Origin of the sequence: Pseudodonghicola sp. (assembly GCF_048268305.1) — a bacterium.
GTDB lineage: Bacteria > Pseudomonadota > Alphaproteobacteria > Rhodobacterales > Rhodobacteraceae > Pseudodonghicola.
The window spans coordinates 142667-156781 of sequence record NZ_JBLWVT010000001.1 but is presented as its reverse complement, the minus strand read 5'-3'; the positions used below and the strand labels follow the sequence as shown (position 1 = coordinate 156781).

Below are 14115 nucleotides of genomic sequence, written 5' to 3'. Positions count from 1 at the left end.
TCCGTTACCTGTGCATCCCGTGATATTCGTCGTTGGGCCACATGCCGGTGGCGCTGGCCACCCGGTTGGTCATGTTGAAGAAACCCGCGACATTGGCGATATCCCAGATATCGCGATCGGAGAACCCGGCCTCGCGCAGCGCCTGCCGGTCGGCCTCGACGATGGTATAGCTGGCTTGGGTCGCCTTCTCGGCGAATTCCAGCATCGCGCGTTGCCGCGCATCCAGCGGCGCCACGCGATAGTTCATCACCAGCATCTCGCCCAGCATCGGATTGCCCGACAGCTCACGCACGGCGGCGCCATGGGCGACCTGGCAATAGAAACACCGGTTGATCGACGAGACCACCACCGCGATCATCTCGCGTTCGAGCTTGCTCAGCCCGCTGGGGGCCAGCATCAGATCGTTGTACATCGCCGAAAAAACGTTCAGCTTGTCGATATCGAAGGCATTCGCCTTCAGCACGTTCGGCACCAGCCCCAGCTTGTCCTGGCAGATATCGAAGTATTTCTGCGTCGCCTCGGGCAATGGGTCGACCATCGGCAGGTCAAGCGCGGTGGCGGCTCTCTCTTCAGTCACTTGCAAACTCCTCCTCTTGCAAGATGCGGTAGTGGTAGGCCCCCACTACAGACATTCCGAGAGAGGAATACAAGGCGTTCGCCCCGATATTCGCCCGGGTGCAGACCACCGACAGCGTATGGGCGCCATTGGCCTGCGCCCAGAAGGCGGCGCCGCGCATCATCCACTTGGCCAGCCCCTGCTTGCGCTGATGCGGCAGGATCTCAAGTGCGTGCAGCATGGCGACGCCCTCGTGGATCGCCACGAAGGCGGTTCCGCCCGGCTTGTCGTTGAAACGCGCGAGCAGCCCGGTCTTGGGCCCCTGCGCCCGCTCCATCACCGCCAGCCGCGCCGGACCGATGCCGCCCTCGGCCCAGATCTCGCGCATGATCTCCAAGGGTTCCCAGACCTGCAGCACGGTGACCCGGGGCACCGGGATATCCGTCAGCACCTCGACCGGCGCGGCATAGGCCTGAACCGGGTCCATCACCTGATAGCCGCGCGCCGCCAGCATCTGGTCAAGCGCCTCGTCGCCCGGGCGAATCATGAACAGCAGGCGCTGACCCAGCGCGCGCATTCCCTCTTCGGCCAGCGCGATATCGGCCTCGGTCACCGGCCCCATGGCCGAGGTCGCCGAAACCCGGCTGCCGCCGCCCAGCCCCTGCCGCAACAGCCAGGGGCCTTGGTGGATATAGCGCGCCGCCGGCCAGGTGCCATCGACTGTGGCAAACAGCCAGGGCGCCACGGCCTCATCAGCCGCCGCCGTCACAGACCGACCTCGCGCGCCAGGCGGGTCATCGCCGCGTCGATCCGCGGACCTTCGGTGCCCCGGATGACGATATTGGTGCCATAGACCCCATCCTTCTGGAACGGATAGGAGCCGATGGAGAGATCGGGGAAATCGGCCGCGAGCGCCGCCAGCGGCGTCGCGATCTCGCCCTCGCCACGCATCAGGCGCAGGCTTTGCGACAGAAGCGGCGCGCCGCCGGTCAGATTCGGCAGCACGCTCGCCACCATCGCCTCGAACACCGTGGGCACGCCGGCCATCACATGGACATTGCCAAGGGTGAAGCCCGGCGCGGTCGATACCGGGTTGTCGATCAGCGCGGCGCCGTCGGGAATCCGCGCCATGCGCAGACGAGCCTCGTTCAGCTCGGCCCCGGTCTTGGCGTAATGGGCGGCCAGCAGCGCACGGGCATCGTCGCGCACCGAAATCGGCGTATCGAAGGCGGCGGCGATGCTATCGGCGGTGATGTCGTCATGCGTCGGCCCGATGCCGCCGCTGGTGAAGACGTGATCATAGGCCGAGGACAGCGCCCGAACGCCGGCGACGATGGCATCACGCTCGTCCCCGACGACGCGAACTTCCTTCAGGTCGATGCCGCGCTTGGTCAGCTCGCCGGCCAGGAAATACATGTTGGAATCGCGGGTCCGCCCCGAGAGGATCTCATCCCCGATCACAAGCATGGCTGCGGTTGGATTGCCCATGGTTCCCCTTCCCTTGCTGCGCGGTCTTGAAGGGCCGCGCCGGCAGGTATAGGCCGGCTTTCATGCGCTTTCCAACCCCTCTCGTCCCCGCCCGGCTGATCCGCCGCTACAAGCGGTTTCTGGCCGATTGCCGGCTGGAGGACGGGCGCGAGGTGACCGCCCATTGCGCCAACCCCGGGTCGATGATGGGCCTGGCGGAGCCTGAAATGAAAATCTGGCTGGAGCCCAACGACGACCCGAAGAAGAAGCTGAAATTCGGCTGGCGGCTGGTCGATCACGAGAACGGCCATTTCACCGGCGTCGACACCTCGGTCCCCAACCGTGCCCTGAAGGCGGCGCTGGAGGCGGGCGAGGTTCCGGGGCTCGAGGCTCCGGTGGTGCGGCCGGAAGTGAAATACGGCGAAAACAGCCGGGTGGATTTCCTGCTGTCGGGCGCCGGCCCCGATACCTATGTCGAGGTGAAATCGGTGACGCTGAGCCGTCAGCCCGGCTTTGCCGAATTCCCCGATGCCAGAACCGCGCGCGGGCTGAAACATCTGGGCGAGCTCTCCGCCATGGTCGCGGCGGGGCATCGGGCGGTGATGCTCTATCTGGTGCAGCGCACCGATTGCGACCGGGTCGGCATCGCCGGCGACATCGACCCCGCCTATGCGGCCGGGGTGGCGGCGGCACGATCGGCAGGCGTCGAAATCCTGTGTTTCGATTGCCGCATCTCGCCCGAGGACATCAGCCTGGGCCGCGCCCTGCCCTTCGTCGGCTAGCCCCCCGCCCTTGCGCCAGATGCAAGGCTGCCGACCATCCGGGCGCGGCTCTGGCACTTTCCTGCCGAAGTTATTAGATACAGGCATAATCAGGCAGAAAGATGGAGCCTACCCTTGAAAACCGAATTGAACGGACATCTGAACCGGGACGGTATCCGTATTTACCAAGAGGCCGATTTCGCCGGCATGCACAAGGCGGGACAAGTCGCCGCCCGTATCCTTGACGAAATGCCCGAACACATCTTCCCCGGCCAGACCACCGGAGCGATCGACCGTATCATCGAAGAGAAGGTGACCGCCTATGGCGCCACCTCGGCGACGATCGGATACAAGGGCTACAAACACGCAAGCTGCATCAGCGTGAACCATGTGGTCTGCCACGGCATCCCCGGCGACAAGCGGCTGCAGGATGGCGACATCCTGAACATCGACGTCACCGTGATCGTCGACGGCTGGTTCGGCGACACCAGCCGGATGTATGTGGCCGGCAAGATTTCCCGCAAGGCGGAGCGGCTGCTGCAGGTCACCTATGACTCGCTGATGATCGGCATCGAGATGGTCAAGCCGGGCAATACCTTCGGCGACATCGGCCATGCCATCCAGTCCTATGTCGAAAGCCAGCGGATGAGCGTGGTGCGCGACTTCTGCGGCCATGGGCTGGGTCAGGTGTTCCACGACCGGCCGAACGTTCTGCATTATGGCCGTCCGGGCACCGGCGCCGTGCTCGAGGAAGGCATGTTCTTCACCATCGAGCCGATGGTGAACCTCGGCCGCCCCGAGACCAAGACGCTGGCCGACGAATGGACGGCGGTGACCCGCGACAAGTCGCTGTCGGCGCAATACGAGCATTCGGTGGGGGTGACCGCCAATGGTGTCGATATCTTCACCCTATCGCCGGCGGGCAATTTCCACCCCACCTACGAATGATCCGACAGCTTTGTCGTTTCGGACCTCCGGCGATGCCGCCGGCGTCACGGCCCCTTACTGCGCGTTCAGCGTCATCGCCTTTTGCACATGCAGGGGGGCGGATTGATACCGCTCGGAAATTCGTTGTTCGCAATCGGCGGCATAAAGCGCCACCGTCCCCGCGACCAGGGCAGACAGGGCAATCCCGCCCAGAAGAGACACACGCAATCCAGTCATAATTCTCGCTCGTCAGTCTTGTTCTTGTTGTTTTTCATCTGCGCGGGAAATAGGCATGATGCCCGAAAAATGCGAGAGGCAGCGAGGTAAAAACCGCTGCGCCGCAGCGTCACAAATTTGTTACTTCGCGGAAGGCCCGGGGCGAACCACGGCAGGGACGGTTTCTAGCCCGCCGCCGCGACCTCAAGCAGGGTCATATGGGTGTCACCATATTTGCGCCGTTCCAGCAGGGTGAAGCCCTCAGGCGGCTCCATCGGCGCATTCTCTTCCCAGACCACCAGGCCGCCGGAAGCGAGCCAGCCGCCGGCCAGGGCGGCGTCGAGCGCCTTGGCCCCCAGCCCCATGCCATAGGGCGGATCCAGAAAGATCAGATCGAAAGCGGCGCCCTCGTGCGGGCCCAGCTTGGTGGCGTCGCGGCGGATCAGCCGGGTCGCGCCCTTGCTGCGGGTAATCTCGACATTCTTGGCGATCAGCCCCTGCCCCACCCGGCCGTTTTCGACAAAGGTGACCTCGGCCGCGCCGCGCGACAGCGCCTCGAGCCCCAGCGCGCCGGTGCCAGCGAAGAGATCGAGCACCCGCGCGCCGGGGATCACCCCGTAATGGGTCAGCACCGAGAACAGGCTTTCGCGCACCCGGTCGGTGGTGGGGCGCAGATGCGCCCCCGCGTCCCCCTTGCCGACCGAGGCGAGCGCCCTTCCCCGAAACTCTCCCGCGATGATCCTCACGCCCGCATCAAGCCTTTCAGATCGAAGGCGGGATCGCCCACCAGCGCCGGGTCGGCAGTCTTGCCCGCCTCGATCAACCGCTTGCCGACCATATAGGCGCGCGGATCGTTCATCGCGTCCACCGCCAGAAGCTGATCGCCCTTGAAGTACCAGAACGATGCGCTCAGCCCCTCGCCGCGCCGGGCGACGATATGGTCATAGCCGGCGTTCAGCCCGGCGATCTGCAGCTTGACGTCGTATTGATCCGACCAGAACCAGGGTTTCGGCACGTAATCCACCCCGGCGCCCAGCAAGTTGCCGGCGACGCATTCGGCCTGATCAATGGCGTTCGGCACGCTTTCCAGCCGCAGCCGGCCACCCCTGTAGGGGAAGGAGGCGCAATCTCCCGCCGCCCAGACATGCGGATCCGAGGTGCGGCCGAGCCCGTCGACCTTGATGCCATTGTCGATCTCAAGCCCCGCGGCCTCGGCCAGGGCGGTGGCGGGCGCAATGCCGACGCCCACGACGACGAAATCCACCGCCAGATCGCTGCCATCCGACAGCACCGCGCCGGTGACCTTGCCGTCAGCGCCCACCAGCCGGGTCAGCCCGACGCCTTCGCGGATATCCACCCCATGGGAGCGGTGCAGGTCGCGGAAATAATCGCTGGTCTCGGGTGCTGCCACCCGTTGCAGGATGCGCTCGGCCATCTCGACCAGGGTGACCTTGACCCCCAGCTTGGCACAGACCGCCGCCGCCTCCAGCCCGATATAGCCGCCGCCGACGATCAGCGCATGGGCGCCCTCGACCACGGCGGGCGCCATGGCGTCGACATCCTTCAGGGTCCGCACGGCAAAGACGCCCTGCAGATCGCCACCGATCGCGGCCGGCAACAGCCGCGGGTCCGATCCGGTGGTCAGCACCAGATCGTCATAGACGATCACCTCTCCCCCGACTGTCACGGTCTTTGCCGCCGGGTCGATGGCGGTGACCGGCTGGCCCAGCTTCAAGGCGATGTTCTGATCGGCATAGAAGCTCTCCGGCCGCAAAAACAGACGCTCCAGCGCCATGTCGCCCAGCAGATAGGCCTTCGACAGCGGCGGACGTTGATAGGGCGGCACCGTCTCGGCCCCGATCAGGGTGATCTGGCCGTCAAAGCCATCCTTGCGCAGCTTCGCCACCAGGGACGATCCGGCCTGGCCGGCTCCGATCACAACGATATGGCTCATATGCCTCTCTCCATTGGATTTGGTCGTTTTCCTTTTTCGCCGGGACACTACATTCACCTTCGGGCGAAACACAATCGCTTGAGAAAGGGACACACATGACCATCAAACCCGGCGACAGCCTGCCTGACGCAACATTGATCCGTTTCGGCGCGAACGGCCCCGAAGCGGTGCAGATTTCGGATCTGACCAAGGGCCGCAAAGTGGTGATCTTCGCCGTTCCCGGCGCCTTCACCCCCACCTGCCATTCCGCCCATGTGCCGAGCTTCATCCGCACCAAGGCCCAATTCGATGCCAAGGGCGTGGACGAGATCATCTGCATCTCGGTCAACGACCCCTTCGTGATGAAGGCCTGGGGCGAGGCGACCGGCGCCACCGCGGCCGGCATCAGCATGCTGTCGGACGCGCAAAGCGCCTTCACCACCGCCATCGGCATGAATTTCGACGCGCCCCCCGCCGGCCTGATGGCGCGGTCGAAACGCTATGCCATGCTGGTCGAGGACGGCGTCGTCAGCGTGCTGAACGCCGAAGAGAATTCCGGCCAGTGCGAAGTCTCGGCCGGCGAAGGCCTGTTGGCCGCGATCTGAGATCGCCGAAATCCCGCCCCCAGGTCGGCCCTTCGGGGCCGACCACCGGCGACAGCGATCAGAGCAGACTGTCCATCTTGCGCGCCAGCTTGGCGTCCCGCGCGCTGAGACCGCCCAGATCATGCGACCAGAGCTCGACCTTGACGGTCTTGTAGACATTGTGCCAGTCGGGGTGATGATCCCATTTCTCGGCCCACATCGCCGCGCGGGTCATCCAGCCGAACGCCTCGACGAAATTCTCGAACTCATAGGTCTTGACCAGCGCATCGCGCCCCTCGGCCAGGGCCCAGCCGGTCTTGAACAACGGCTCCAACAGCAGGTGACGCGCCTCGTCTGACAGAATTTCGCTCATTCCTGCTCCTCCACTTGGATCTTCCTGAACGGGCCGTAATCGGTGAGGATGTCGATCTCCTCCTCCACCGCGGCGCGCTCGGCCTCGAGAAAACGCGCCACCGCATCGGCGAAACCGGGATCGGCAATCCAATGCAGGCTATGGGTCTGGGCCGGCAGATAGCCGCGCGCCAGCTTGTGTTCGCCCTGCGCGCCGGCCTCGACCCGCGCCAGCCCATGGGCAATGGCATAGTCGATGGCCCGGTAATAGCAGAGTTCGAAATGCAGGCAGGGGTGATGTTCGATCGCCCCCCAGTAGCGGCCGAACAGCGTCTCGCGCCCGATGAAGTTCAACGCGCCGGCGACCCAGCGGCCGTTGCGTTCGGCAAGCACCAGCAAGACGTCATCGCGCAGCCGCTCTTGCGCCAGATCGAAGAAGGCCCGCGTCAGATAGGGCGAACCCCATTTGCGCGCGCCGGTGTCCTGATAGAAGGCCCAGAAGGCCTCCCAATGCTCGGGGCGCAAATCGTCGCCGGTGAAGGCCTGGATCGAGCCGCCGAACTCATTCGCCTCACGCCGCTCCTTGCGGATGCTCTTGCGCTTGCGCGAGGAGAGATCGGCGAGGAAACCCTCGAAATCGGCATAGCCGCGATTGACCCAGTGAAACTGCTGGCTGACCCTGGCCTGCAACCCCATCGCCTCGCCCGCCGCGGCCTCCGTCTCGGTGCAGAAGGTGACATGCAGCGACGAGAGGTTATTGGCGTCTGCCAGTTGCACCGCCCCCTGCACCAGCGCCGATTGCCCGATCCCCTCATAGCCTGGGCGCACCAGAAACCGCCGCCCGGTCGCCGGGGTGAAGGGCACGGCGATCTGCAGCTTGGGATAATAGCGCCCGCCGGCGCGCTCATAGGCATGGGCCCAGCTATGATCGAAGATATATTCGCCCTGGCTGTTGGATTTCGCATACATCGGCGCGGCGGCGATCATCTGCCCGTCGAGATGCGCCGTCAGATATTGCGGCTGCCAGCCGGTGCCACGCCCGACCGATCGGCTGTCTTCCAGCGCCTTGAGGAACCGGTGGGTGGTGAAGGGATCGGCGGGGCGCCCGCCCCCCATCGCCTCGGGGCAGGCGCAGGCATCCCAATCGCCGGCATCAATCTCCGCCAGCGAGGCGACAACCTGAATTTCGATCTGCGCCTGATCCATATTTCCTCCGGGGCCTGGGCACTATCTGGGCCCGGACCCCGCCCGTTCAACCCGGGATATCGGCCAGATAGCCCTCAAAGGTGATATTGTCGGCAAGCTTGCGCGCCTCTGCCTCGGCTGCGGGCGACCGGATGGTCCAGCACAGCACCGGCACCCCTTCGGCATGCAGCGCCCGCACCCGGGGGCGGGCCAGATCGGCGGCCTCATGGCTGATGAACGAGGCCTCGACCCGGTCGAAATCGGGGATCTCGCGCAGATGATCGCAGGTCGCGGCCGAGAGCGGCCAATGGGCCGGATCATAGGCGCTGGTCACCAGCCCGCGGCGCAGATCGGGGGCGAGCCGCGCCATTTCCGCCATCGAATGCGGATTGAAGGACATCAACGCCAGCGGCCCGCCATAGCCCTTCAGCGCCTCGGCTGCCGCCGCTTCCAGCGGGCCGACGTCGGGGCCCATGGCGCCGTCCTGATCCTTGAACTCGATCAGCAGCGGCACCCGGCCCGCGACCAGCTCCAGCACCTCAGAGAAGCGCGGGATGCCCTCGCCATCGCCGCCGGCAAGCGGGATTTGCGACAGCTCCGCCGCGGTCCGCTGACGCAGCGGGCCGGCGTCGTGGGTCAGCCGCTTCAGGTCGTAATCGTGAAAGACCATGGCCTGACCATCGGCGGTCAATTGCAGGTCAATCTCGATCGCATAGCCCGCAGCGATCGCCGCGCGGATCGCCGCGCGGCTGTTCTCGGGTCGGCCGTCGGCCAGATCATGCAGGGCCCGATGCGCCACCGGCAGGCGCAGCAGATCGTCGGGCAGGGTCGCCAGATGTCTCATCGCAGCAGGAAAATCCCCTCGACCTCCACCGCGACGCCCCGCGGCAGCGCGGCGGCGGAAACGGCGGAACGCGAATGCCGGCCGGCATCGCCCAGTGCCGCGACCATGAAGTCCGATGCACCGTTGATCACCTCGGGCTGATTGGTGAACTCCTGGGTGGAGTTGACGAAGCCGGTCAGCTTGACGACGCGCACCAGCTTGTCGAGATCGCCGTTGCAGGCGACCCGCACCTGCGCCAGCAGGTTGATCGCGCAGGCCCGCGCCGCGGCGGCGCCGGCCTCGACATCCATGTCGGCGCCCAGCTTGCCGCAGATCAGCCCATCTGCGCCGGACGAAATCTGGCCCGAGACGTAAAGCATGTCGCCGACCCGCACGAAGGGCACGTAATTCGCCGCCGGAGCGGGGGCGTCGGGCAGGGTAACGCCCATGTTTTCCAATCTGCCTTCGATGCTCATCGCTCGGCTCTCCTTCTGATCGGTTTGGCGCGGACGCTACCCTCTCGGCCCGAAGGCCGAAAGGGGAAACGTCAGTTTTCGCGGAAGGCCTTGGTGAAGTAGTCGGTGAAGGGCTTGACCAGATAGGCCAGCGGCGAACGGTCGGCCGTGCGCACGAAAGCCTGCACCGGCATGCCCGGGATCAGCACCTTGCCCTCGGGCAACAGGTCGGTCTGGCCTTCATCCAGCACGATTTCGGCGCGATAGAACGACCGGCCGCTGTTGCTGTCGTCAAAGGCATCGGCCGATACCCGCACCACCTTGCCGGTCAGTTGCGGCGTATGACGCTGATCGAGTGCCGACATGCTCAGGATCACCGCCTGACCGACGTGAATCTCGTCGATATGGATCGGATCGACCTGCACCGCGATCACCAGCGGCTGATCCTGCGGCACGATGTACATCAGCGGATCGGCCGGCCGGATCACCGCGCGCAGCGTATGCACCCCGAGCCCATAGACCACCCCCGCCACCGGCGCCTTGATATCGAGCCGCGAAAGTTGCTCTTTCAGCGACCGGCGCTGTTCGGCCAGTTCCAGTTCGCGATAGCCCAGATCACGCAGCCGGGTGATCGCATCCTCGCGCTGGGTGGTGCCCAGCTTGAGGATTTCGATATCGGTCTCGGTGATCCGCCCCTCGGCCTGTGCCTTCGAGGCCTTCAACTCGCCCAGCGTACCTTCGAGATCGGCAGCGGTGCGGCGCAGGTTCAGCACGGTGGCCGCCTGCGCAAGCCCACGGTCCAGCAGCCCCTGCTGGTTGTTCAACTCTTGCTGGATCAGTTCGAGCTGCAGCCGCAACGAAGCCCGCTGCGCCTCGATCCCCTCGATCTGGTTGCCGATCTGGGATTCGCGTTTCTGCAACTGCTCGGTCTCGCGGGCAACCGACTCGCGCCGCGCCAGGAACAACCGGCGCTGGCCCTCGATCAGCTCGGCCACCTCGGGGCGATCGCGGGCGACCTCCTCAAGCTCGGGGTCGAAGGTGATGGTATCCTGCCCGTCACGCTCCGCATCCAGCCGCCCACGGCGGGCCATGAGTTCGAAAAGCTGTCCTTCGGTGATCGCAAGCTGCGATCTCAGCATGGTGTCATCCAGCCGGATCAGCACCTGACCGGCCTGCACCCTGTCGCCCTCGCCGACCAGGACCTCCGACACCACACCGCCGTCGGGGTGCTGCACCACCTGGCGATTGCTCTCCACTTCGATCCGGCCGCTGACCACCACGGCGCCCGCGATCGAGGAGACCACCGCCCAGGTGCCGAAGCCGCCGACCAGCAGGAAAAGCGCCAGGAAACCCACGAACAGCGGCTTGGCGGCCGACCAGCCGCGGACGCTCTCGGCGGTGATGCCGGCGGGTTTCGCGGCGAGCTTGGCGGGCAGCTTCTTGCCCGGCCGTTTCGCCGGCGGCTGGCCCGAAGGGTTCGCTTCAACAATGCTCATCGCATGCCCCCCATCCCAGAGGATTTCAGCAATTGCTGATGGTTCGCGACCATCTCGCGCAGCACCTGGTCCTTCGGACCGAAGGCGCTGCGATGGCCATCGTCAAGCACCAGCAGCAGATCGCATTCCTGAATCGCCGACGGCCGGTGCGCCATGATCAGCACCGACTTGCCGGCCGCCTTCATGCCCTTGATCGCATTGTTCAGCGCCAGCGAGCCTTCGTTGTCGAGGTTCGAGTTCGGCTCATCCAGGATCAACAGCACCGGATCGTCGTAAAGCGCGCGCGCCAGCGCCACCCGCTGCATCTGGCCACCTGACAGCCGACCGCCGCCAGCGGTGATGCGGGTGTCATAGCCTTCGGGCAGCGACACGATCAGATCATGGGCCGCGGCCTTCTTGGCGGCCTCGACCACCTTGGCGCTGTCGGGTTCCGGCGAGAGCCGCGCGATATTCTCGGCGATGGTACCGTCGAAAAGCTGCACCCGCTGCGGCAGATAGCCGATGTGCTGGCCCAGGACGTCCGGCGCATATTGATCGAGCGCCGCACCATCCAGCCGCACCACGCCGCCCGCTGGCCGCCAGAAGCCGGTCAGCGCGCGGGCCAGCGTCGTCTTGCCCGCACCGGATGGCCCGATCACCCCCAGCGCCTGGCCCGGTTCCACCTTGAAGCTGACCGTCTTCAGCTTGGCCCGCGTGTCGCCCGGAGGCACCACGGTCAGACCGTTGACCTCAAGCCGCGCCTTGGGCTTGGGCAGGGCCGTCCGCCGGTTGTCCTCCGGCACTTTCGTCAGAAGCTCGCCCAGTTGCTGCCAGCCCTTCTGGGCCCGCTGCACCTGCGGCCAGTGGCCGACCAGCAGTTCGATCGGCGCCAGCGCCCGGCTCAGCAGGATCGACGAGGCGATCATCACGCCGCCGGTCGCCATGCCCTGCAGCACCAGATAGGCGCCAAGGCCCAGCATCGCCGATTGCAGGAACATCCTGAGCGTCTTGGTCAGCGAGGAGAACGTACCACCGACGTCGCTCGCCACCACGGTCTCCACCAGTGAATTGTCCCGCGTTTTCTTCCAGCGGGTGAAGGCAGCGGTGCGCATGCCCATCGACTGGATCGTCTCGGCCTCGCTGCGGATTTCCTCGGCCATCAGCCCGGCCCGGTGCGACGAGACATTGGCCTGCAGCACCGGCTTGCGCGAATAGACCTGGTTCAGCACGGTGATAAAAACCAGCAGCGTGCCGCCGCAGACCGCCAGAATGCCCAGATAGGGGTGGAACAGAGTGATGCCGACCAGGAAGAACGGGGTCCAGGGCAGATCGAAGATCACCATCAGCACCGGCGCCGCGATCAGTCGCTGGATCGCTTCGAGATCCTGCAGCCCGGTCTGAGCCACCGGATCCTGCGCCACCGCCGAGCGGCGCAGCATCGCCTCGAATACCCGACGGTCGAGCGCGGCCTGGAATCTTGCGCCGACCCGCGCCATCACCCGGCCGCGCGCGAAGTCCAGCAGCCCCATGATGCCGTAGAGGAAGGCCACCAGAATCGACAAGGCCACCAGGGTCTCGACCGATCGGCTGCCCAACACCCGGTCATAGACCTGCAGCATGTAAAGTGGCCCGGTCAGCATCAGTATGTTGGCGAACACGCTGAACAGGCCAACGGCCCAATAGAGCGATCGGCTCTGTCGGCGCGCCGCGACGAGCTCAAGGGCTCCGTCGGCGCTGTTCTGGTAAGCAGTAGCCATGTCTCTCCGAATAGGTTTTGAGTGATTGTGACGCGCCGGAGAATCAGGCGCTCGGAAGCTCAATCTGCCCAGAGGCTGTTTCATTATGGTGACACATCCATTAAGGGACGAAGTGTCGACTTTGACCAACCATGTCAGTCTCTACATTTCAAGAGCTACCGCCTCGCTGCTCGTAAATAACGGATTCGACTCAGACCATGGAACTTTCACCGCGCCCCCTCCTCGCCGCCAGTGTGATTGCGCTGACCGGACTGCTCGCTGGTTGTGCCACCCCAACACCGGAACAAAAGGCAGGAGAACAGATCTTCGACCCCTATGAGGGTGCCAACCGTACGGTCCACGGTTTCAACCTTGCCGTGGACAAGGTATTTTTCCGTCCGGCGTCAAAAGGTTACGTCGCCGTCGTCCCGCCCCCGATGGTCGACAGCTTCAACTATTTCGCTGAAAACCTCTCGATGCCCGGGCAGATGGTCGACTCCGTCTTGCAGGGGAAATTCAAGCAGGCCGGATATGCGCTGGCGCGCTTCCTGATCAACTCGACCGTGGGCTTCGCCGGCCTCGCCGACCCGGCGACCGAGTTCAAAGTCCCGCAGGTGGACACCGATTTCGGGGAAACCTTGCATGTCTGGGGATTCGGTGAAGGGGCCTATGTCGAGCTGCCGATCTATGGCCCCTCGACCACCCGCGACGCGGTTGGCGTAGTGGTGAATATGTTCACCAACCCGCTCGACTTCGCCCGGACCAACCCGGTCAACAACATCGGTCTCTATGCCGATGGCGTCCGGCGGTTGGGTGAACGCGGCCGCTATTCCGACATGGTCGACGCGATTCTTTACGGTAGCGCCGACGGTTATGCCCAGGCCCGCACCCTCTATCTGCAAAATCGCCGTTTCAAGCTGGAAGGTGACACGCCCGATCTCTACATATCCCCCGACGCGATCAGTACTGAGGGATTTTGATGACCGTTTCAGTTTCCAGACGACACCTGATCGGCGCAGCCGGCGCCGCAATGGCGGTATCCGCCTTGCCTCGCGCCGCCTTCGCGCTGAATCCGGACAACGCACGCACCATGGTCGACCTAGTGGTCGCCGCGATCAACAAGGTGATCGACAGCGGCAAGACCGAAACCGCCATGTATGGCGAGTTCGAGCGGATCTTTAAGACCTATTCCGACACCTCCTATATCGCCGCCTACGCGATGGGGCCGGATGGGCGCCGTGCCACGGCAGCGCAAAAGCGCGCCTTCACCGACGCTTTCACCGGCTATATCTCTCGCAAATACGGCAAGCGGTTCCGCGAATTCATCGGCGGCCGGCTCGAGGTCGAGGGGGTGCAACCGGTGAAGAACTTCCTCGAAGTGCGCACCACCGCCTATCTGCGTGGAGAATCGCCCTTCGAGGTCAACTTCCACGTCTCCGACCGCACCGGCAAGGAGTTGTTCTTCAACATCTACATCGAGGGTGTGAACATGCTGCTGACCGAACGGACCGAGATCGGCTCAATGCTGGACGCCCGCCAGGGCAGTATCGACAAGCTGATCACCGATCTGAAGACCGCAAGCTGACCAAGATTCAGGCGTTCACTCAAAAGTGAACTCGCCCGGCCCCCGCCTGATATGGCTGGGG

Annotated in this window: 17 protein-coding genes; 5 read left to right on the top strand and 12 right to left on the bottom strand. The window is 64.8% G+C overall.

Annotated features, from left to right (window positions below):
- Positions 1 to 4 precede the first annotated feature (4 nt).
- The 3 genes from ACN0V4_RS00790 to ACN0V4_RS00780 are packed head-to-tail and all read right to left on the bottom strand — an operon-like array spanning position 5 to position 2044.
- Entirely contained in the window at positions 5 to 577 is a 573-nt protein-coding gene (locus tag ACN0V4_RS00790) for a peroxidase-related enzyme (RefSeq protein ID WP_417672604.1), read from the bottom strand.
- On the bottom strand, positions 570 to 1301 hold the full coding sequence (locus tag ACN0V4_RS00785; RefSeq protein WP_417672603.1) for a GNAT family N-acetyltransferase: 732 nt from the start codon (positions 1299 to 1301) through the stop codon (positions 570 to 572). Before ACN0V4_RS00785 ends, ACN0V4_RS00790 begins: the two co-directional genes overlap by 8 nt.
- A gap of 20 nt (positions 1302 to 1321) precedes the next feature.
- Positions 1322 to 2044, bottom strand: coding sequence for a competence/damage-inducible protein A (locus ACN0V4_RS00780; protein ID WP_417672602.1), 723 nt, complete (start codon positions 2042 to 2044; stop codon positions 1322 to 1324).
- Between the two features lie 62 nt (positions 2045 to 2106).
- On the opposite strand from ACN0V4_RS00780, the gene sfsA reads away from it, so the two are divergent.
- Complete coding sequence (gene sfsA / locus ACN0V4_RS00775) at positions 2107 to 2805, top strand: DNA/RNA nuclease SfsA (protein ID WP_417672601.1); 699 nt, start codon at positions 2107 to 2109, stop codon at positions 2803 to 2805.
- A gap of 114 nt (positions 2806 to 2919) precedes the next feature.
- Positions 2920 to 3732 carry a type I methionyl aminopeptidase gene (gene map, locus ACN0V4_RS00770; protein ID WP_417672600.1) on the top strand — a complete coding sequence of 271 codons (813 nt, stop codon included), beginning with the start codon at positions 2920 to 2922 and terminating at the stop codon, positions 3730 to 3732.
- Between the two features lie 54 nt (positions 3733 to 3786).
- Here map and ACN0V4_RS00765 read toward each other — a convergent pair whose 3' ends face one another.
- The 3 genes from ACN0V4_RS00765 to ACN0V4_RS00755 form a co-directional block, all read right to left on the bottom strand.
- On the bottom strand, positions 3787 to 3948 hold the full coding sequence (locus ACN0V4_RS00765) for a hypothetical protein (protein ID WP_417672599.1): 162 nt from the start codon (positions 3946 to 3948) through the stop codon (positions 3787 to 3789).
- 164 nt (positions 3949 to 4112) lie between these two features.
- Positions 4113 to 4673: a 16S rRNA (guanine(966)-N(2))-methyltransferase RsmD gene (gene rsmD / locus ACN0V4_RS00760; protein ID WP_417672598.1), complete on the bottom strand. Its 561-nt coding sequence runs from the start codon at positions 4671 to 4673 to the stop codon at positions 4113 to 4115.
- Positions 4670 to 5881, bottom strand: a complete 1212-nt coding sequence (locus ACN0V4_RS00755) for an NAD(P)/FAD-dependent oxidoreductase (protein WP_417672597.1) — start codon at positions 5879 to 5881, stop codon at positions 4670 to 4672. The genes rsmD and ACN0V4_RS00755 overlap by 4 nt, the downstream gene beginning before the upstream one ends.
- 95 nt (positions 5882 to 5976) lie before the next feature.
- Here ACN0V4_RS00755 and ACN0V4_RS00750 point away from each other — a divergent pair, with 95 nt between their 5' ends.
- Entirely contained in the window at positions 5977 to 6465 is a 489-nt protein-coding gene (locus tag ACN0V4_RS00750) for a peroxiredoxin (RefSeq protein ID WP_417672596.1), read from the top strand.
- A 58-nt stretch (positions 6466 to 6523) separates the two neighbouring features.
- Here the strand turns inward: ACN0V4_RS00750 and ACN0V4_RS00745 are convergent, their stop codons facing one another.
- The 6 genes from ACN0V4_RS00745 to ACN0V4_RS00720 form a co-directional block, all read right to left on the bottom strand.
- Complete coding sequence (locus ACN0V4_RS00745; RefSeq protein WP_417672595.1) at positions 6524 to 6817, bottom strand: 4a-hydroxytetrahydrobiopterin dehydratase; 294 nt, start codon at positions 6815 to 6817, stop codon at positions 6524 to 6526.
- A complete protein-coding gene (locus ACN0V4_RS00740; RefSeq protein ID WP_417672594.1) occupies positions 6814 to 8001 on the bottom strand; it encodes a GNAT family N-acetyltransferase in 1188 nt (395 codons plus the stop codon). Before ACN0V4_RS00740 ends, ACN0V4_RS00745 begins: the two co-directional genes overlap by 4 nt.
- 46 nt (positions 8002 to 8047) lie before the next feature.
- Entirely contained in the window at positions 8048 to 8824 is a 777-nt protein-coding gene (locus ACN0V4_RS00735; RefSeq protein ID WP_417672593.1) for a glycerophosphodiester phosphodiesterase family protein, read from the bottom strand.
- Positions 8821 to 9279, bottom strand: coding sequence for a RidA family protein (locus ACN0V4_RS00730; RefSeq protein ID WP_417672592.1), 459 nt, complete (start codon positions 9277 to 9279; stop codon positions 8821 to 8823). The genes ACN0V4_RS00735 and ACN0V4_RS00730 overlap by 4 nt, the downstream gene beginning before the upstream one ends.
- 71 nt (positions 9280 to 9350) lie before the next feature.
- Positions 9351 to 10754: an HlyD family type I secretion periplasmic adaptor subunit gene (locus ACN0V4_RS00725; protein WP_417672591.1), complete on the bottom strand. Its 1404-nt coding sequence runs from the start codon at positions 10752 to 10754 to the stop codon at positions 9351 to 9353.
- A complete protein-coding gene (locus ACN0V4_RS00720) occupies positions 10751 to 12490 on the bottom strand; it encodes a type I secretion system permease/ATPase (protein ID WP_417672590.1) in 1740 nt (579 codons plus the stop codon). The genes ACN0V4_RS00725 and ACN0V4_RS00720 overlap by 4 nt, the downstream gene beginning before the upstream one ends.
- Positions 12491 to 12687: 197 nt before the next feature.
- On the opposite strand from ACN0V4_RS00720, the gene ACN0V4_RS00715 reads away from it, so the two are divergent.
- Positions 12688 to 13449, top strand: coding sequence for a VacJ family lipoprotein (locus ACN0V4_RS00715; protein WP_417672589.1), 762 nt, complete (start codon positions 12688 to 12690; stop codon positions 13447 to 13449).
- On the top strand, positions 13449 to 14054 hold the full coding sequence (locus tag ACN0V4_RS00710) for an MlaC/ttg2D family ABC transporter substrate-binding protein (RefSeq protein WP_417672588.1): 606 nt from the start codon (positions 13449 to 13451) through the stop codon (positions 14052 to 14054). The genes ACN0V4_RS00715 and ACN0V4_RS00710 overlap by 1 nt, the downstream gene beginning before the upstream one ends.
- The last annotated feature ends 61 nt before the right edge of the window (positions 14055 to 14115 follow it).